Below are 17,796 nucleotides of genomic sequence, written 5' to 3'. Positions count from 1 at the left end.
GAGTAGGGGTGTTGGATGCGTTGGTTAGTCTATATAACGATTGGATTGCTGAGTGCCTGTCAGGGCATACCTGAGCAACAGGTGGGTGTTGGGGCAATTGATGACGTTGCTGAGCATGCTTTACCTCAGTGGCAGAGTCCAAGAGAGCGGGACCACGCAAGGCTTGGTCAGATCCTTGATACGCGCACTGGCGGGCAATTAACACCAGCCGCGTTAGTCTCCGAATTAGCCAAGGCACCCTTAGTTTTGCTGGGTGAAAAACACGACAACCCTGACCACCACGCCTTACAGTTATGGTTGTTAGAGGCTTTGGCAGCGCGCCGTACTCAAGGTAGCGTGGTGTTAGAGATGCTTACACTGGATCAGCAAGAGGCCGTGACGCAAACCCAAAAGCAAACACAAGCAGGGGCGCTACCCAGTGATTTATCCGCTGCGCTGAACTGGCATAAAGGCTGGGACTGGCAGCAGTATGGTGACTTAGTCAGCCACCTTATCCAGCAACCGTATCCGTTATTAGCCAGTAATTTAAACCGTGCAGAGTTAATGGAAATTTACCGCAATCCGCCAGTGCTTAAAGGCACAGCATCAACCGCACCTCAGGTCACCCAAGACTTGTCTAAGCAGATTCGTGAAGCCCATTGCAATAAATTACCTGAAGCACAATTGCCAGCCATGTTAGCAGTACAGCAGCAGCGGGATCGCAGCATGGCCAAGGTGTTGCTAGCTGCGCCACAGCCTAGCCTGCTCATAGCAGGCGCCTATCACGTGCGTTATGATTTGGGCGTACCCTTGCATATTAGCGACTTGCACAGTGATCTTGCCGATCAGCAGCGGGTATTGATTTTTGCCGAAGCGGATGAGGATATAAAGCCAGATAGTGCAGATTTTATTTGGTATACGCCGGCGGTGGTAGAACAGGACTATTGCGCGGATTTATAGCAGTGGCCGCAAAACAGTTGTGTTTATTTTATTCGATTACTCTACGGCCCGCTATAATATCAGCTTAGGGTAGGCGGGCCTGAGTAATCAGTGCCGTAAGCTGCTTACGGCACTTAAGTATGGGCTGTAGTGGCTTGGGCGCAGCATAGAAAAAATAACTGACGAATTTTCGCTTTAATCAGCGAAGGTTCTGGACTGCTCAATTCTTGCATGTCTAAAGCACCTTGTTCACGCAGTTGCTCTAACTCCTCTCCTTCGACCTTCAAGCAAACGTGTCCTGTCAGGCGGTTAATAATGCGCAGGTAGGGTTGTGGGCGATCGAGCCAAGCATCAATAAAGTAGGTCATGGTGGTTTCCTCTAGGTATGAAATAACTGCCAAATAAGAATAGTTATCATTTGATAGTATTGCAAACATTTATTTGCGACCTGTGAACTAAGCGGCATTTTGTCGCTCGAACGTGGGGTGTTTTCAGCCTAAGTGATTGATTTTATACGGTGTGGGCTTTGTGGCGCGTTGTAGCGTGGGTCCGCCGCTGTTGAAATCTGCTTTGGTTATATTATAACATTCAGCGCGTTTTTAGAGTTACAGCCTATGGGAGGCCGTTGTGCAGAAAAAACTATCTTGGGCAGTTGCTGCGTGGATGTTGCCGCAGTTAAGTATGGCCGCTGGCGTGCATCAGCATGGTGTGGCGCAATTGGATGTGGTGTTAGAGCCGCCGGCGTTAACGTTGGCGCTGCATTCGCCGTTGGCTAATTTCATCGGCTTTGAATATCAACCCGTTACCGCCGCAGAGCAGGCCAGTTGGGAGCAGCTACAAGAGCAGATGCGGCAAGCTGCGTTGCAGGTGGTGTTGCCGGACGCCGCGGGATGCCGTTTAACCAAGGTTGCGTTAAGCGAACCCTTTGCGCAGCATGCTGACGACCACGACCACGACCACGACCACGACCACGACCACGACCACGACCACGACCACGACCACGACCACGACCACGACCACGACCACGACCACGACCACGACCACGCGGATTTGAGTGTGGACTATCACTACAGCTGCACAGAGCCACAACAGTTGACGCAGTTGCAATTGCCGCTGTTGCAGAACTACCCCGACATCGAAAAACTTGAGGTGCGCATGCTCACGCCAACGGGCCAGCACTTGCAGTACCTTGGCGGACAGCACAACGTACTGACATTGCCATGACCGCCATTATTGATATCCAACAGCTAGAGTTTGCTTGGCCTGGCAGCGCGCCGGTGGTTCAACTCGAACAGCTGCAGCTGCAACCCGGTGAGCATCTGTTTATCCAGGGACCTTCGGGCAGTGGTAAAAGTACCTTGCTTAACCTAATTGGTGGTGTGCTAACAGGATTTAGCGGTGAAATAAAACTCGATGGGCAATCGCTGGCCAAGCTCTCGGCGCGTCAGCGTGACCGTTTTCGCGCCGACAATATGGGTGTGCTGTTTCAGCAATTCAATCTGCTGCCTTACCTGAACCTTGTGGACAACGTGTGCTTACCCTGCACCTTATCGAAGCAGCGGCGGGCCGCAGCGGTTGAGCGCAGTGGCAGCGTAAAAAACGAAGCCAAGCGCTTATTAGAACGGTTGCAGTTGCCGCCTGAGCAGTATCAAAACCGCAGTGTGGCTCAGTTGTCGATTGGTCAACAGCAACGAGTCGCTGCGGCGCGGGCATTAATGGGTGCACCCACGTTGCTGATTGCCGATGAGCCCACTTCTGCGCTGGACGCCCAAGCCCGTGATGTGTTTATGCAGCTATTGCTGGAAGAGCTGCAGCAGGGCGCAACCACCTTGTTGTTGGTTAGTCATGATGCGACGCTGGCTGGGTATTTTTCGCGCACCTTGAGTTTGGAGGGGCAGAATTGATGTTGTTGCCTATGGCGGTACGCAGTTTGGCCAGTCGCCGGGCTAGCGTGTTACTGACAGTGTTTACGCTGGCCTTAAGTACGGCGCTTTTATTGGGAATAGAACACATCCGCGAACAAAGCCGTGCGGGGTTTTTTAATACGGTTTCTGGAACCGATTTGATTGTCGGCGCGCGCTCAGGGCCGGTGCAATTGCTGCTGTATTCAGTGTTTCATGTGGGCTCAGCCACCAGCAATATTCGTTGGCCAAGCTACACCCAATTGCGTGACGATCCCCGTGTGGCTTGGACTATTCCACTGTCTTTGGGCGACTCGCACCGCGGCTACCGCGTCATCGGCACTGATAATGCCATGTTTGAGCACTACCGTTATGGCGAAGGGCAAGGCTTAGCTTTGGCCGAGGGCGATCAGTTGGATGATCTCTTTGCCGTGGTGCTCGGAGCTGAGGTGGCGCGGGCGCTGGATTATCAACTGGGTGATGAGTTAATTATTGCCCATGGCACCGGCAACACCAGTTTTAAATTGCACGACAATATGCCGTTTTATGTCAGCGGTATTCTGCAGCCCACAGGTACACCGCTGGATCGGGCGGTGCTGGTTACCTTAGAAGGGCTGGAAGCTGTGCACATTGGTTGGCGAGCGGGGATTGCGCTGCCGGGTATGCAAGCCACGCCCGACCAAGCACGGCAGCGGGATTTGACGCCGCGCCAAGTCACCGCCGCGTTGGTGGGATTAAATTCACGCATGCAGGTGTTTCACTTGCAGCGCGAACTGAACAGTCAGCGCCAAGACCCACTCACCGCGGTGATGCCGGGCGTTGCACTGCAGGAGTTATGGCAGGTGGTCAGCTTGGCAGAGCGTGCATTGCTGGCGGTTTCCTCGGTGGCGTTGCTGATTGGCCTTAGCGGTATGCTGGCGGTATTGCTGAGCGGTATGCAGCAACGGCGTCATGAGGTGGCCGTGTTACGGGCACTGGGAGCATCGCCTCTACGCATTTCAACTTTGTTGTTACTGGAAAGCCTGCTGCTGACGCTGGTGGGTTTTCTGCTGGGGCTGGCGCTGCTTTGGGGCGGTTTATACCTGTTGCAACAGCCATTATTAGAGCAATTTGGACTGCATTTGACGGTTGTCACCCGTCTATCAACACAGCAATGGCAGCTGGCCGGCTTTATTGTCGGCCTAGGTGCACTGGGCGGTCTGATACCGGCGTTTATGGCCTATCGCATGGCATTAGTGAAAAGTTTAGGCCAACGTCATTAAGAGGAGAGTAGTGTATGCGTATGGTTGTATTTCTGGCGGCGCTGTGTCTGCTACCGCCGGCTTTGGCCGCGCCTGACATTAGAGTGAACGGCGAACCAGCCCCCATTATTAGCTGGGATGACCTGATGCCAGAAGGCTACGGCGACTCGTTAATGGATTTGTTTGATAACCCAGAGTTTGATGAGATCGACGACTACAGCGACCGCGGCATGGAGTTGATGAATGACATGATGCAGGTGTTGTCCTCCGCGCCCGTGGTAGAGGACATGGATGGGCGCATGGTCAGTATTCCTGGCTTTGTGGTACCGCTGGAAGGCATAGGGGGCATCGTCCGGCACTTCTTTTTAGTGCCCTACTATGGCGCCTGCATCCACGTCCCACCGCCGCCTTCGAATCAGATTATCGATGTGCATTTTGAGCCGGGCACGCACGACGACAACCTCTATGAAGCGATCTTAGTCAGCGGTCGACTGACCACCGAAACCTACAGCCATGATATGGGCTCGTCTGGTTATCGGCTGGAGGCGTACAGTATTCAGCCGTATGATTTTGTGTTGCCTTGATTAGCTCTGCATGTCGGTGGGCTCACAGGCGTCTCTGGTTTGCTGTGGCTGCCGCTTGATACAGCTTGTGTGTTGTGTACATACTTTCAAGGTGCGCAGCGCAGTGCTATTTTTTCTTGCGCACACCAAGCAGCGGATTCGCTCTTGATTAAGTAAGTCTCTAGCGTACTTTTTGCCTAAGCTATCAGTGCTATGAAGAGATTTTTCTTCTTCCCTGTTTGTTTTCTTATGTTGCAAAACGAATCACTCCCTTTTTGAACGAGTTTAGTGTGCCTGTGTGACAGGAGCACAGCTTAGCATTGTTGTTGGCGGTAAAGGCAATGTCTCTTGTGTGAATCTAAAAACAGTGCGTCTGTCGTACGATGCAGTATAAATGCTTGCAAATAAGAATCAATCGCATATAGTGGGCGGCGTCTTATAGAAATAACACTGCCAATTATCAACAGAGATTCTTAAGGAGCCCGCTATGCGCGCTAGTCGCTTTACTGCTTTCCGCACTCTTTCGCTACTGAGTTTACTGCTTTGCTTAACTGCTCCTGTGCAGGCACAAGAGGTGTTAACCATTGAGCATGCCAAAGGGCAAACCCAGGTGCAGAAACTGCCCAAAACAGTGGCGGTACTGGATTGGTCCACGCTGGATACCATGGCCGTGCTAGGCATAGAAGCCCAGGGGATTCCAACCTCGGGAATCTTGCCGCCGATGCTGGAGCAGTATGCCGATGCGCGTTTTGTGCGAGTGGGCACCTTGTTTGAACCTGACTATGAAGCGCTGAAAAACTTAAAGCCGGATCTGATTATTCTCGGTCGCCGCGCCGGCGGGAAATACGATGAAGTGGCTAACTATGGGCCGACGCTGGATTTAACCCCTGATCCAACCGACTTGCTCGGCAGCGTAGTGCGCAACACAGAAATTATCGGGCAGATATTTGACCGCGAACAACAGGCCGCTGAGCAGATTGCTAAGCTGCAGGCCTCGGTTAAGCAGCTGCAAACCCTCAGTGCCAAGCAGGGTAAAGGACTCACCTTGTTAACCACCGGCGGAAAAATGAGCGCCTTTGGCATAGGCACCCGTTTCGGCATGATTCACGATGTGTTTGGGGTGCAGCCAGCGGTGGCGGACTTAAAGGTCGGTCGTCATGGGCAGGCGGTGTCTTATGAGTTTTTGCTGGAAGCCAACCCAGACTGGTTGTTTGTGATGGACCGTGATGCGGCTATTGGCCGTGAGGGCGTGGCAGCACCACGCATGATGGATAACGAGCTGGTCAATGCCACCACCGCAGGTGCGAAAGGGCAGATTGTGTATCTGGAGCCGGTCAGTTGGTATTTGCTGGATAACAGTGGCTTAGGGGTGATGCAGAATAACGTTGACCGCTTAGTGGACGTTTTTTCTAAGTAACCCTTATCTTCTAGCTGTGCTTGTCTGGGCGGGCGTCAAGTGTGCTCGGACAGCGCACCAGTCTGTTTAGCCGCGCAGAGCGGCTCTTGCCGAGTAAGCGAATTGTATGGCGGTCACTTCTTCTACCCAAGTTCAACCACGTATTGTGTTGTGGTTGCTGGGCTTGGTGGTGTTGGTTGTTGTGTTGGCGCTGGTCAGTTTAAATGTGGGTGCCAGCCGCATGAATCTGTTGCATTTGTTTACCCAACCGGATGATCGTATTACGCAACTGTTATTTGTCAGCCGTTGGCCGCGCACCTTGGCGCTGATTTTAGCGGGCGCTTCTTTAGCTGTGGCGGGTTTGTTATTGCAAATGATGGCGCGTAATCGCTTGGTTGAACCGTCGATGGTGGGTACGGTCGATGCCGCAGCGCTCGGCGTACTGCTCTGTGCGATTGTTGCGCCAAGTATGGCGCTGTGGCTGAAATTCAGTGTGGTGAGCCTATTTGCCGTCATGGGAACCGTGCTGTTTTTGTCAGTGTTAAAGCGCATTCCATTACGTTCGGCGTTGATTGTGCCTTTGTTGGGGCTGGTGTTAGCCGGGGTGATTGCCGCAGCCAGTGGTTTGTTGGCCCATCAGTTTGAATTGTCACAGGCATTACGCTCTTGGAATAGTGGTGACTTTTCGGCGATTTTGCGTGGTCGTTATGAATTGCTGTGGGTGGCGGCGGGTATAACTGGATTGGCGATGTTATTAGCGGATCGTTTTACCGTGCTTGGCATGGGTAAGGATTTTGCCACCAATGTGGGGGTGAATTATCCGGCACTGCTCGCGCTCGGGGTGCTGTTGGTGTCGATGATTATTGCCAGTGTGGTGGTTATTGCCGGTGCTTTGCCTTTTATAGGTCTGATCGTACCGAACCTAGTGCGTCTATTGACGGGCGATAATGTGCGCCGCGCTATTCCTGTGGTGGCGCTGGCTGGTTCAGCGCTGATGTTGGCCGCCGACTTGTTGGGTCGGGTGTTGATTCATCCCTACGAAATCCCGTCGGCAACGCTATTAGCCATCGCCGGTAGTCTGGTGTTTATCCTGATATTAGTGCGGGGGCGCCGGCAATGGGCTTAACGAAGCGCGGTCGATGGTTGTTAAGTCTTACCGCTGTGCTGGCACTCGGCAGTGTGCTGGGTTTTATGACCCTCAATGTGCACAGCGATTGGGCGTTTATTGTGCAGTACCGCGGCACCCGCTTGCTGGCTATGTTGCTGGTGGCGCTGAGCATGGGGTTAGCCACTGTGGTGTTTCAAACCATTACCCATAACCGTATTTTAACGCCTTCGCTGATGGGTTTTGATGTGCTTTATGTGCTGGTGCATACGCTTGCTTTGCTGCTTTGGGGAACTGAATTCGGCAAGGGCTGGCCGCTGGAGTCGCGGTTTATCCTTGAGGTCACAGTGATGGTGAGCATCGCGTTACTGCTGTTTCGTTGGTTGTTTAACGGCTCAGTGCGCGGCCTGCACATGCTGATCTTGCTGGGCATGGTCGGTGGCTTGCTGTTTCGCGAGCTGGCGGATTTGTCGGCGCGTGTCTTTAATCCCAGTGAGTTTTCCATTCAGCAGGGCAGCAGCGTGGCTAATTTTAATCGTGTCAATCTGCAATTGTTATGGGTGGGCTTAGCCGCGGCGGTGTTCTGCAGTGGGTTGTTGTTTCATTTGCGTCGTCAGTTGGATGTGCTCAGTTTAGGTCGTGATGTGGCGATTAACCTCGGCGTACCTTATCGCAAAGCTGTCACGCTATTAATGCTGGTGATCGGCGCGCTGTTGTCCATTAGCACCGCCTTAGTGGGGCCCATGCTGTTTTTCGGATTATTGGTGGCGAATTTGGCGTACTGGATTACCGGCAGTCATCAGCATCGTTGGACCTTGCCGGCCAGTGTGCTGGCGGCCATTGTCTGTTTGATAGGTGGGCAAGTACTGTTTGAGCATCTGCTCAGTACCCGCTTGCCCTTGGCCATGGTGATCGAGCTTTGCGGTGGGGTGTTATTTATTGCGCTGTTGCTGCGTGGAGTTAAACAATGATTGAAACACAAGGCGTAAGTAAGGCTTATCACGACAGGTTGGTGGTAAATGATGTCAGTATCAACATCAGTAAAGGTGGGTTGACCTCGATTATTGGTCCTAATGGGGCAGGTAAATCTACCTTGTTATCCATGATCAGCCGCCTGACACCCATGACTGCTGGCAGTGTGCAGGTCGATGGTCTAGATATCACCCGTACCCCAGGGCCGGAACTGGCCAAGCGCTTGGCGATTTTACGCCAACACAATGAGTCCATATTGCGTCTGACGGTGCGTGATTTGGTCGCATTTGGCCGCTTTCCCCACTCAGGTGGACGGCTTACCGAGGCCGATCAGCAACACATTGATGAGGCTATCCATTATCTGGGACTAGAGGCGTATCAACAGCGTTATTTAGATGAGCTATCAGGCGGGCAGCGGCAGCGGGCTTATGTGGCCATGGTGATGTGCCAAGACACTGAGTATGTGTTGCTGGATGAGCCGCTCAATAACATTGATATGCACCACGCCGTGGGCATGATGCAGTTGTTGCGCCGTGCCGCCGATGAAAAAGGCAAAACCGTGGTGGTAGTGCTGCACGATATTAATTTTGCTTCTTGCTATTCAGACCAGATTATTGCCATGCGTGCTGGGCAAGTAGCCTATCAAGGTACGCCCGAGCAAATCATCCGAGGTGAGGTGCTCAGTGATATTTATCAGCTGCCTATGCAGGTCCATGAGCTAGCAGGGCAAAGAATTTGCGTGTATTTTCGTTAGCAGAAAATCTAGCCCTCTTAATAGGTACTGCCTATTGAGGGGTTTGTTTAATTGGTTAGATGTATATGGGTGTTGAGATTACTATGCACTTAACGCTTACTTTGAGCCGACAGGAGAAGCATGATGACAGATAAACCTAAATTAACATCCGTCTCAGGATGCCCAATTGCTAATAACCAAGACAGCCTAACCGCAGGCCCGCGCGGGCCGATGTTGTTACAGGATGTGTGGTTCTTAGAGAAACTGGCCCACTTTGATCGTGAAGTGATTCCTGAACGGCGGATGCACGCGAAAGGCTCAGGGGCCTTTGGTAGCTTTACCGTGACCCACGACATTACTCAGTACACCAAAGCCGCGCTATTTAGCGAAGTGGGCAAGCAAACCGATATGTTTGTACGTTTCTCCACGGTGGCCGGTGAGCGCGGTGCCGCTGATGCTGAGCGCGATATTCGCGGCTTTGCCATGCGTTTTTACACCGAGCAAGGCAACTGGGATTTAGTAGGCAACAACACCCCAGTGTTCTTCTTCCGTGATCCTTTAAAATTCCCCGATCTGAACCACGCGGTTAAGCGTGATCCGCGCACCAATATGCGCAGCCCAACCAATAACTGGGATTTCTGGACCGGACTCCCTGAAGCGTTGCACCAAGTAACGATCTTGATGAGTGATCGAGGCATTCCCGCTTCATACCGTCATATGCATGGTTTTGGTTCGCACACCTTTAGTTTTATCAATGCTCAGAATGAACGCTATTGGGTGAAATTCCACTTTAAAACTCAACAAGGCATTAAAAACCTCACTGACCAAGAGGCCGCTGAGTTGGTTGGTAAGGATCGCGAAAGTTCGCAACGTGATTTGTACGAAGCGATTGAGAGCGGGGACTTTCCTCGTTGGACTATGTATGTGCAGGTCATGCCAGAAGCAGATGCAGCTAAAGTCCCTTATCATCCCTTTGATTTGACTAAAGTATGGCCAAAAGCTGATTACCCATTGATTGAGGTGGGTTACTTTGAATTGAATAAAAACCCCGAGAATTATTTTGCGGATGTTGAGCAAGCGGCTTTTAACCCTGCGCACATTGTACCGGGTATTGGCTTCTCTCCAGACCGTATGCTTCAAGGTCGCTTATTTTCTTATGGTGATGCCCAGCGTTACCGTTTAGGTGTCAACCACTACCAAATTCCAGTGAACACTCCACGTTGTCCGTATCACAATTATCATCGTGATGGTGCGATGCGGGTGGATGGTAACCAAGGTAGCCGTTTGCACTATGAGCCCAACAGTCAGGGTGAGTGGCAAGAACAGCCTGACTTTTCTGAGCCACCTTTGGCCTTAGATGGAATGGCTGATCGTTTTGATTATTGGGAAACTGAGCCGGATTATTTTACTCAGCCAGGTAATTTATTCCGCTTAATGACACCTGAGCAGCAGCAGGCGTTGTTTGATAATACGGCGCGTAATATGAACGGTGTTCCTGAAGCGATTAAATTGAAGCATATTTGCCATTGTATGCAGGCCGATCCTGCGTATGGCGAAGGTGTGGCTAAAGCACTAGGGTTAGAGCTGCCAAAGTAGGCGGTTCACACCACTTAAAGATGACAACAGGGTGCTCATGACTGAGTCCCTGTTGTCATTGTCTTTAGAGCTTATCTTTTAAAAACCGACCTGTGTGAGATATTGTGACGCTAGCAATAGCTTCTGGTGTGCCTGTGGCGATAATTTCTCCACCACCGGAACCTCCCTCTGGGCCGAGGTCGATAATCCAGTCAGCTGTTTTTATTACATCCAGGTTATGCTCAATCACAACCACAGTATTGCCACGATCACGTAGACGGTGGAGTACATCTAATAATTGTTGGATATCGGCAAAGTGTAAACCAGTGGTTGGTTCATCTAAGATGTACAGGGTTTGCCCAGTATCGCGCTTTGAGAGTTCACGGGATAACTTGACCCGCTGAGCTTCACCGCCTGAGAGTGTAGTTGCACTTTGACCTAAGCGTATATATGACAGGCCGACATCAATCAGTGTTTGTAGGCGGCGTGCTAAGGCTGGAATGGGGTCAAAGAATTCTCGTGCTTCTTCGATGGTCATATCTAACACTTCATGAATGTTTTTGCCCTTATAGCGAATATCCAAGGTTTCACGGTTATAACGTTTACCGCGACAGGTGTCGCAGGCGACGTATATATCCGCTAAGAAGTGCATCTCAACTTTAATTACGCCATCCCCTTGGCAGGCTTCACAACGTCCACCTTTGACGTTAAAAGAGAAACGTCCAGGACTATAACCGCGCGCCCGTGACTCAGCAACTCCAGCAAAGAGTTCACGAATGGGAGTAAAAATACCTGTATAAGTGGCTGGGTTTGAGCGTGGTGTACGACCAATGGGGCTTTGGTCAATATCTACCACCTTGTCAAGTTGTTCGACCCCTTCTAGGCTGTCATATGCTGCTGCTTCTAGTGTTGTAGCACCATTGAGCTCCGTCGCCATTAGTGGGTATAAAGTGTTATTAATCAAGGTGGATTTGCCTGAGCCAGAAACTCCCGTAATACAAGTCAGTAAACCCAGTGGTAGATCTAAATTGACATTCTTTAGATTGTTACCTCGCGCACCGTATAATCGCAGCATTTTCTCTGGGTTAATCGGGGTGCGTTCAGTTGGATAGGTGATTTGTACATCACCTGATAAGTATTTTCCTGTGAGGGATGCTGGGTTGGCCATTACTTCTTCTGGAGTACCTTGAGCGACCACTTCACCACCATGCACACCTGCACCTGGACCGATATCTACTACATAGTCGGCCATGCGAATGGCGTCTTCATCGTGCTCGACCACTATCACTGTATTACCAATTTTGCGGAGGTGATCTAAGGTGTTGAGTAGGCGTTCATTATCGCGTTGGTGTAAGCCGATAGACGGCTCATCGAGAATATACATCACCCCGACTAAACCAGCCCCTATTTGACTGGCCAAACGAATACGCTGGGCCTCACCACCGGAGAGGGTATCGGCACTACGATTGAGGGTAAGATAATTGAGGCCAACATTGACTAAAAACTGAAGTCGCGCACTGATTTCTTTGAGAATCTTTTCAGCAATTTCACCACGTTTTCCAGCTAAAGTGAGGGTCGAGAAATAGTTAAAGGCCTCACCAATAGGGAGGGCAGTGATTTCGGGTAAGGTTTTTTCACCAACCCACACATGACGTGCTTCACGGCGTAAGCGCGTACCAGAACAGGCAGGGCAGGATTGGGTGCTTAAATACTTGCCCAGTTCTTCGCGGACAGTATTAGACTCGGTTTCACGGTAGCGGCGCTCTAAGTTCGGCACAATGCCTTCGAAAGGGTGTTTGCGTTTAACAATGTCACCACGGTCATTGAGGTAACGGAACTCGATCTCAGTTGTGCCGGTGCCATGTAAAATTATATTTTGTATATCTTGCGGCAACGAAGCAAACGGCTCTTCTAAGCTGAAGTGATAATGTTCAGCTAAGGAATTGAGCATTTGGAAGTAATAGACATTGCGGCGATCCCAACCACGTATTGCCCCTTCAGCTAAAGTGAGTTCGCCATTGACAAGACGTTTAGTGTCAAAGAACTGTTTAACACCTAAACCGTCACAGCTGCTACAAGCACCGGCAGGGTTGTTAAAAGAGAAGAGTTTAGGCTCCAACTCACTGATGGCATGGCCGCAATGAGGGCAAGCAAAACGTGCTGAAAATACCATGTCTTGGCTGCCGTCGTCATCCATCGATGTGACTAAAGCAATCCCATCGGTCAGGCGTAAAGCAGTTTCAAAGGACTCAGCTAAACGCTGAGCTAAATCAGCACGAACTTTAAAACGATCGACCACCACATCGATGGAATGCTTTTTTTGTTTGTCGAGCTTGGGTAAGTCATCAAGCTCGTAGATTTTTCCGTTGATCCGGACACGGACAAAGCCTTGCGCACGCATTTCATCAAAGACAGCAAGGTGCTCGCCTTTACGTTCTCGTACTACGGGTGCCAGTAGCATTAAGCGCGTTTCAGGCTCCCGATTGAGGACTAAGTCAACCATTTGACTGACGGTTTGTGCTTCAAGAGGCACGTGATGGTCAGGGCAGTGTGGTGTGCCTGCACGGGCGTAAAGTAAACGTAAATAGTCGTAAATTTCGGTAATGGTTCCCACGGTTGAGCGTGGGTTATGTGAGGTTGATTTCTGCTCAATAGAAATCGCAGGCGACAAGCCTTCAATGGTATCGACGTCGGGTTTTTCCATCATCGATAAAAATTGACGTGCGTATGCTGATAAGGACTCAACATAGCGGCGTTGGCCTTCAGCATATAAAGTATCAAATGCTAGAGAGGACTTACCTGAACCGGATAGACCGGTGATCACTATTAACTTGTTTCTTGGTAAATCGATATCGATATTTTTTAAATTATGGGTGCGAGCCCCACGAACTACTATTGTATCCACTGTATTCCTCGCTCTGCGAGTGGTCGGGTAAGGGTGAGCCATTACGACTGATCTTCCCCTAAGAACCATACGTGCGAGTTTCCCAGCATACGGCTCAAGTTTATGAACAAGCCAGTTTACACTGACCCGGTTACTGTGACGAATGGTTAATCCTTTAAACCATTGTATTTAAGGAGTAATTGACCATTCTGGCTGTGAACCTGTGCATAGCCGTTAGGATGAAGTAACGTGCGATTTTTTAGCGTGTCTTTGGAGTTTGCTAGTACTACGGAATCATCTGCATATCGCACTAGATCAACTTTGCGCTTGCGTTCTTCTTTCGTTTTTCCTAACTTCTTGCATAAATGCGTTTTCAGTTCAATTTCTAATTCTAGTGTAGCCTGTGAAATACTGGATCTCACTAGAGGGAGGCTGCGACAAAGTCTTCTGCCTGTTAGAATTGCACCTCTATTAGAGGGAGGTGTCATGCAGGATCATAATAGTAATGCAATGAACGCTCAGGAACGGCGTGCAACCAGTGGTTTATCCTTGGTGTTTGCCTTTCGTATGTTGGGCATGTTTATGGTATTGCCGGTGCTTGCTACCTATGGGCAAGAGTTATCAGGAGCAACACCTTTCTTGCTCGGTTTAGCAATTGGTGCTTATGGCTTAACTCAAGCGGTTTTACAAATCCCGTTTGGTATGATTTCTGATCGTATTGGGCGCTTGCCAGTTATTTATATAGGCTTGCTGATTTTTGCTGTTGGTAGTGTAGTGGCCGGTCTTTCGGAGTCTGTCTGGGGTGTTATTGCGGGGCGAGTGCTGCAAGGTGCTGGGGCGATTTCTGCCGCTGTGATGGCGTTGTTATCGGATTTAACTCGTGAGCAACACCGTACTAAGGCTATGGCTTTCATCGGGATCAGCATTGGAATATCTTTTGCTGTTGCTATGGTGATAGGGCCGTTGGTGACTCGGGCATTTGGTTTGTCCGGTTTGTTTTGGTTTACCGCTGCTATGGCTATCTTAGGAATTTTTATTATTGCTTTTGCGGTGCCTAAGCCAGTGGTGCGGGTACAGCATCGTGAGTCCGGTGTGGCGCCGGCGGTATTAGCAGCAACTTTACGTAATCGTGCTTTGTTACGTTTAGATCTAGGTATTTTTGTCTTGCATGCTTTGCTGATGGCGAGCTTTATTGCCTTACCCTTGGCTTTGGTGGAGCAGGGCGGATTGCCCAAAGAGGAACACTGGTGGGTGTATTTAATTTCACTCTTTATCGGCTTCTTCTCCATGGTGCCTTTTATTATTTATGGTGAAAAGAAGCGACAGATGAAGCGTGTTTTTATTGGGGCGATTAGTGTTTTACTATTCAGTGAATTGTTTTTTTGGTGGTTTGGGCAAAGTTTAATTTTGCTCATCATAGGCACTGTTATTTTCTTTACTGCTTTTAATTTATTAGAAGCAACTTTGCCATCCTTGGTGAGTAAGGAAGCACCTGCTGGTGGCAAAGGTACAGCAATGGGGGTTTATTCAACCAGCCAGTTTTTAGGAGCGGCTGTAGGTGGTATGCTGGGTGGTTGGTTATTTAGCTTAGGTGGTGCGCCGGTTGTTTTTGCTGGTTGTGCTGCGCTTGCAGCACTTTGGCTGGTTTTTGCTGCTAATATGCAAGAGCCACCTTATGTAACGAGTATGCGCTTTTTGCTATCTCCTGCAGCGTTGCAAGATACACAGTGGTTACAGGCTTTAAGCTCGCAAGCGGGTGTGAAGGAAGCTGTATTAGTGGCAGAGGAAGTTGCCGTTTATGTAAAATTTGATACGCAAGTGACAGATCGTGCAACTGTTGAGGCTTACCTTTAAGTCACTTGGCGTGCTGACCGTTTGGAGAATGAAATGGCTCGTGGAATTAACAAAGTAATTTTAATTGGTAACTTAGGTGCTGATCCTGATACACGTTATATGCCCAATGGCAATGCGGTGGCTAACGTCACTTTAGCAACGAGTGATAGTTGGCGCGATAAGCAAACTGGACAGATGCAAGAGCGTACTGAATGGCATCGAGTGGTGTTTTTTGGCAAGCTTGCAGAAATTGTTGGCCAGTATTTACGTAAAGGCTCAAAGGTGTATGTCGAAGGCCGTTTACAAACCCGTGAGTGGGAAAAAGATGGAGTGAAGCGTTATACCACAGAGGTTGTGGTGGATATGGGTGGTACGATGCAAATGCTTGATAGTCGTGGTGACTTTGATGGTGCGAGCCGTCCTGCACCAACTCCGCGCGCGCAGCAGCCTGCTCAACAAGTACAACAACAGCCAACGCGTCCGACACCAAGTGTACAACCTGCTGCACAACCGGCACCTGATTACGATAGCTTTGATGATGATATCCCATTCTAAATGGGCTGCGTGACCTCGATGTTATAGACACATGTAGGTCGTATAAAAAGCCCTGCAGTGCGGGGCTTTTTTGTTGTTATCATGTGAGGACACTATAGGTTGTTAGGTGTACAGCCATGTTTTGGTAGATACTATAAAGCATATAAAAAGCTGTATAAAAACTGAGGGGTGGGTATGCAATTGCGTTTGGTTTTGCTCGGTGGTGGTAACGCACTAGGACAGGCCTTAATGCGCTTAGGCGCAGAGGATGATATTTACTTCACTGCACCTAAGCCTGAAAAAGGGGCTTGGGACGCGGCCAGCTTAACCAGCATGATTGATGAAGTGCGTCCGGATGCGGTAATTAATTTAGCTTATTACTATGACTGGTTTCAGGCGGGAGCTGTAGATCCAACGCATTTTATCCCTCAGGAAAAGGCAGTCGAACGTTTAGCTCAGTTGTGTAAACATTATGATTGTATTTTGCTACAGCCTTCCAGTTATCGTGTTTTTGATGGTGCTCGCGCCACGGCTTATAACGAAACCAGTGAGTGCAAACCTTTAAGCCCCCGAGGACAGGCACTGCTGCGTATGGAGCACAGTGTGCGAGCATTGTGCTCGAAGCATATTTTATTAAGGGTTGGTTGGCTTCTAGACGACAGTCCAGATGGAATGCTTGGCCGTGTGTTGCATCGTGCACAGGATCATGAGCTAGTGGAAATGGCCGATGATCGGCGTGGTAACCCAACCCCTGTCGAGGATGCTGCGCGAGTGATTCTGGCTATTTTAAAACAGTTGGATTGTGCCGCACCTTTGTGGGGGACTTACCATTATGGTGGGCAGGAGGCAACTACAGCTTTATCTGTTGCACAAGCTATTTTAGCGGAGGCTAAGGCGTGGCGTCCGCAATTGAATCAGGCTGTTGAAGCCCGTGCTCACGCTAGCTTTGCAGATGCAATTATTGAGCCGCAGCATGGTGTGCTAGATACCCGTAAAATTACTCATACTTTTGGAATTAAGCCGCGAGCTTGGCGTATGGGATTAGCAGATTTATTGGACAGTTATTATCGGAATGTGTAACTGGATGAGTTTTTTATCAATGTGTAACGTGTGACCGTTTATGTGTATAAAACAGCTCGTTAGTTTAGTTCACTTCTGAATTGCTGCTTCGAATAAAACAGTAATTTTTTAAAGTATAAATAAAAACAGGCGCATTAAGCGCCTGTTTTGTATTGCGGGTTCTAAAATTAGAACTTGTAGCCTAGACCAAGCATGTAAACCCATGGTTTAACGTCAACATTCACTTTAGCGCGACCTAAAGTTTTATGGCTTGCGTAAGCTGTGGTGTCAATATCAATATAACGGATTTGACCGTTCAGCATGATGTTGTCGGTCAGCATGTAGTCAGCACCCACTTGAGCTGCCCAACCCCATGAGTTGTTGATATTCAAGCTAGTGAAGTCTCGTGCGCCATTATTCTTGGCGGAACCACTAATAGATTCATCAAAGAACCAAGTGTAGTTAATACCCGCGCCCACATATGGCTTAAATGCAGAGTTGTTTTTTAACGGGTAGTACACGGCACTTAGCGTTGGCGGCAAGTGTTTAAAACTGCCCAGCTTACCGTCTACGAGACCAGTTCCCTTGATTTTTACATCATGGCTAAAGGGTGTTGCAGCTAATAATTCAACAGCCCACTGATCAGTGATCATGTAAGCAAAGTTTAAACCCAGTTGAGTATCATTGTTAACTGAAGCTTTTCCACCAAGATTGTCACCAGCTAAGGCACCACGATCACCCTTAACGCTGGAAGTACTCTCATGGGTCTGAACAGTTACCGCACCGGCACGCACGATGATATCACCGGCTTGGTGGGCTTGAACGGAAGGTGCTGCAACAGCTAATGCTAATAAAGATGTGGCAAATAATGTTTTGCGCATGATGTGCTCCGGCTTGTAATATATAAATATATAGTTTGTCTCGTTGATTTTATGTTACCGAAGGAAACATTGTGCTGTTTGATGCAGATCAAGAAAGGTGTGAGTAATTCATCAGTGACTCAACTTTCTAAGAAATTATATGTCCATATTAATTTTATTTGATGTCTGTTTTATTTGTCAGCCACTTGGCACTTTATTTGG

At 49.4% G+C, this 17,796-nt stretch carries 16 protein-coding genes; 13 read left to right on the top strand and 3 right to left on the bottom strand.

What is annotated here, in order from left to right:
* Positions 1 to 15 precede the first annotated feature (15 nt).
* Entirely contained in the window at positions 16 to 939 is a 924-nt protein-coding gene (locus TOI97_RS07040; protein ID WP_321553415.1) for a ChaN family lipoprotein, read from the top strand.
* 113 nt (positions 940 to 1,052) lie between these two features.
* On the opposite strand, the gene TOI97_RS07035 is transcribed toward TOI97_RS07040, so the two are convergent.
* Positions 1,053 to 1,286 (bottom strand): PA4570 family protein, encoded by a 234-nt coding sequence (locus tag TOI97_RS07035; RefSeq protein WP_321553414.1) that lies wholly within the window; start codon positions 1,284 to 1,286, stop codon positions 1,053 to 1,055.
* Positions 1,287 to 1,545: 259 nt separating this feature from the next.
* On the opposite strand from TOI97_RS07035, the gene TOI97_RS07030 reads away from it, so the two are divergent.
* The 9 genes from TOI97_RS07030 to TOI97_RS06990 all read left to right on the top strand — a co-directional run bounded on the left by TOI97_RS07030 (position 1,546) and on the right by TOI97_RS06990 (position 10,425).
* Complete coding sequence (locus TOI97_RS07030; RefSeq protein WP_321553413.1) at positions 1,546 to 2,142, top strand: ZrgA family zinc uptake protein; 597 nt, start codon at positions 1,546 to 1,548, stop codon at positions 2,140 to 2,142.
* A complete protein-coding gene (locus TOI97_RS07025) occupies positions 2,139 to 2,822 on the top strand; it encodes an ABC transporter ATP-binding protein (protein ID WP_321553412.1) in 684 nt (227 codons plus the stop codon). Before TOI97_RS07030 ends, TOI97_RS07025 begins: the two co-directional genes overlap by 4 nt.
* Positions 2,819 to 4,081 carry an ABC transporter permease gene (locus TOI97_RS07020; protein ID WP_321553411.1) on the top strand — a complete coding sequence of 421 codons (1,263 nt, stop codon included), beginning with the start codon at positions 2,819 to 2,821 and terminating at the stop codon, positions 4,079 to 4,081. The genes TOI97_RS07025 and TOI97_RS07020 overlap by 4 nt, the downstream gene beginning before the upstream one ends.
* A 14-nt stretch (positions 4,082 to 4,095) precedes the next feature.
* Positions 4,096 to 4,644, top strand: coding sequence for a DUF3299 domain-containing protein (locus TOI97_RS07015; protein WP_321553410.1), 549 nt, complete (start codon positions 4,096 to 4,098; stop codon positions 4,642 to 4,644).
* Between the two features lie 466 nt (positions 4,645 to 5,110).
* Positions 5,111 to 6,040 (top strand): siderophore ABC transporter substrate-binding protein, encoded by a 930-nt coding sequence (locus TOI97_RS07010; protein WP_321553409.1) that lies wholly within the window; start codon positions 5,111 to 5,113, stop codon positions 6,038 to 6,040.
* Between the two features lie 106 nt (positions 6,041 to 6,146).
* Complete coding sequence (locus TOI97_RS07005) at positions 6,147 to 7,145, top strand: ABC transporter permease (RefSeq protein WP_321553408.1); 999 nt, start codon at positions 6,147 to 6,149, stop codon at positions 7,143 to 7,145.
* Positions 7,136 to 8,095, top strand: a complete 960-nt coding sequence (locus TOI97_RS07000; RefSeq protein WP_321553407.1) for an iron chelate uptake ABC transporter family permease subunit — start codon at positions 7,136 to 7,138, stop codon at positions 8,093 to 8,095. Before TOI97_RS07005 ends, TOI97_RS07000 begins: the two co-directional genes overlap by 10 nt.
* Positions 8,092 to 8,850 (top strand): iron ABC transporter ATP-binding protein, encoded by a 759-nt coding sequence (locus TOI97_RS06995; protein WP_321553406.1) that lies wholly within the window; start codon positions 8,092 to 8,094, stop codon positions 8,848 to 8,850. The genes TOI97_RS07000 and TOI97_RS06995 overlap by 4 nt, the downstream gene beginning before the upstream one ends.
* Before the next feature lie 123 nt (positions 8,851 to 8,973).
* Positions 8,974 to 10,425 (top strand): catalase, encoded by a 1,452-nt coding sequence (locus TOI97_RS06990; RefSeq protein WP_321553450.1) that lies wholly within the window; start codon positions 8,974 to 8,976, stop codon positions 10,423 to 10,425.
* 64 nt (positions 10,426 to 10,489) lie between these two features.
* Here TOI97_RS06990 and uvrA read toward each other — a convergent pair whose 3' ends face one another.
* Complete coding sequence (gene uvrA / locus TOI97_RS06985) at positions 10,490 to 13,309, bottom strand: excinuclease ABC subunit UvrA (protein WP_321553405.1); 2,820 nt, start codon at positions 13,307 to 13,309, stop codon at positions 10,490 to 10,492.
* Between the two features lie 465 nt (positions 13,310 to 13,774).
* Between uvrA and TOI97_RS06980 the strand changes: the two genes are divergently transcribed.
* The 3 genes from TOI97_RS06980 (at position 13,775) to TOI97_RS06970 (ending at position 16,735) form a co-directional block, all read left to right on the top strand.
* Entirely contained in the window at positions 13,775 to 15,142 is a 1,368-nt protein-coding gene (locus TOI97_RS06980; RefSeq protein ID WP_321553404.1) for an MFS transporter, read from the top strand.
* 33 nt (positions 15,143 to 15,175) lie between these two features.
* The gene (locus tag TOI97_RS06975; RefSeq protein WP_321553403.1) at positions 15,176 to 15,676 is read left to right on the top strand and encodes a single-stranded DNA-binding protein; all 501 of its coding nucleotides are present in this window, start codon (positions 15,176 to 15,178) and stop codon (positions 15,674 to 15,676) included.
* A gap of 174 nt (positions 15,677 to 15,850) precedes the next feature.
* Positions 15,851 to 16,735, top strand: a complete 885-nt coding sequence (locus tag TOI97_RS06970) for a sugar nucleotide-binding protein (protein WP_321553402.1) — start codon at positions 15,851 to 15,853, stop codon at positions 16,733 to 16,735.
* Positions 16,736 to 16,902: 167 nt separating this feature from the next.
* Here the strand turns inward: TOI97_RS06970 and TOI97_RS06965 are convergent, their stop codons facing one another.
* On the bottom strand, positions 16,903 to 17,595 hold the full coding sequence (locus tag TOI97_RS06965) for an OmpW/AlkL family protein (protein ID WP_321553401.1): 693 nt from the start codon (positions 17,593 to 17,595) through the stop codon (positions 16,903 to 16,905).
* Positions 17,596 to 17,796 lie beyond the last annotated feature (201 nt).

It is taken from the genome of Denitrificimonas halotolerans, from assembly GCF_034259425.1.
Taxonomy (GTDB): Bacteria; Pseudomonadota; Gammaproteobacteria; order Pseudomonadales; family Pseudomonadaceae; genus Denitrificimonas; species Denitrificimonas halotolerans.
This window is presented reverse-complemented; position numbering and strand designations above follow the sequence as displayed.

What these genes read in the sequence shown, in the direction of transcription:
- TOI97_RS06995 (WP_321553406.1), top strand. Translation starts at nt 8,092, where the DNA reads ATGATTGAAACACAAGGCGTAAGTAAGGCTTATCACGACAGGTTGGTG.
- TOI97_RS06980 (WP_321553404.1), top strand. Translation starts at nt 13,775, where the DNA reads ATGCAGGATCATAATAGTAATGCAATGAACGCTCAGGAACGGCGTGCA.
- TOI97_RS07015 (WP_321553410.1), top strand. Translation starts at nt 4,096, where the DNA reads ATGCGTATGGTTGTATTTCTGGCGGCGCTGTGTCTGCTACCGCCGGCT.
- TOI97_RS07025 (WP_321553412.1), top strand. Translation starts at nt 2,139, where the DNA reads ATGACCGCCATTATTGATATCCAACAGCTAGAGTTTGCTTGGCCTGGC.
- TOI97_RS07040 (WP_321553415.1), top strand. Translation starts at nt 16, where the DNA reads ATGCGTTGGTTAGTCTATATAACGATTGGATTGCTGAGTGCCTGTCAG.
- TOI97_RS07035 (WP_321553414.1), bottom strand. Translation starts at nt 1,286, where the DNA reads ATGACCTACTTTATTGATGCTTGGCTCGATCGCCCACAACCCTACCTG.
- TOI97_RS06970 (WP_321553402.1), top strand. Translation starts at nt 15,851, where the DNA reads ATGCAATTGCGTTTGGTTTTGCTCGGTGGTGGTAACGCACTAGGACAG.
- TOI97_RS07000 (WP_321553407.1), top strand. Translation starts at nt 7,136, where the DNA reads ATGGGCTTAACGAAGCGCGGTCGATGGTTGTTAAGTCTTACCGCTGTG.
- TOI97_RS06990 (WP_321553450.1), top strand. Translation starts at nt 8,974, where the DNA reads ATGACAGATAAACCTAAATTAACATCCGTCTCAGGATGCCCAATTGCT.
- TOI97_RS07010 (WP_321553409.1), top strand. Translation starts at nt 5,111, where the DNA reads ATGCGCGCTAGTCGCTTTACTGCTTTCCGCACTCTTTCGCTACTGAGT.
- TOI97_RS06975 (WP_321553403.1), top strand. Translation starts at nt 15,176, where the DNA reads ATGGCTCGTGGAATTAACAAAGTAATTTTAATTGGTAACTTAGGTGCT.
- TOI97_RS07005 (WP_321553408.1), top strand. Translation starts at nt 6,147, where the DNA reads ATGGCGGTCACTTCTTCTACCCAAGTTCAACCACGTATTGTGTTGTGG.
- TOI97_RS06965 (WP_321553401.1), bottom strand. Translation starts at nt 17,595, where the DNA reads ATGCGCAAAACATTATTTGCCACATCTTTATTAGCATTAGCTGTTGCA.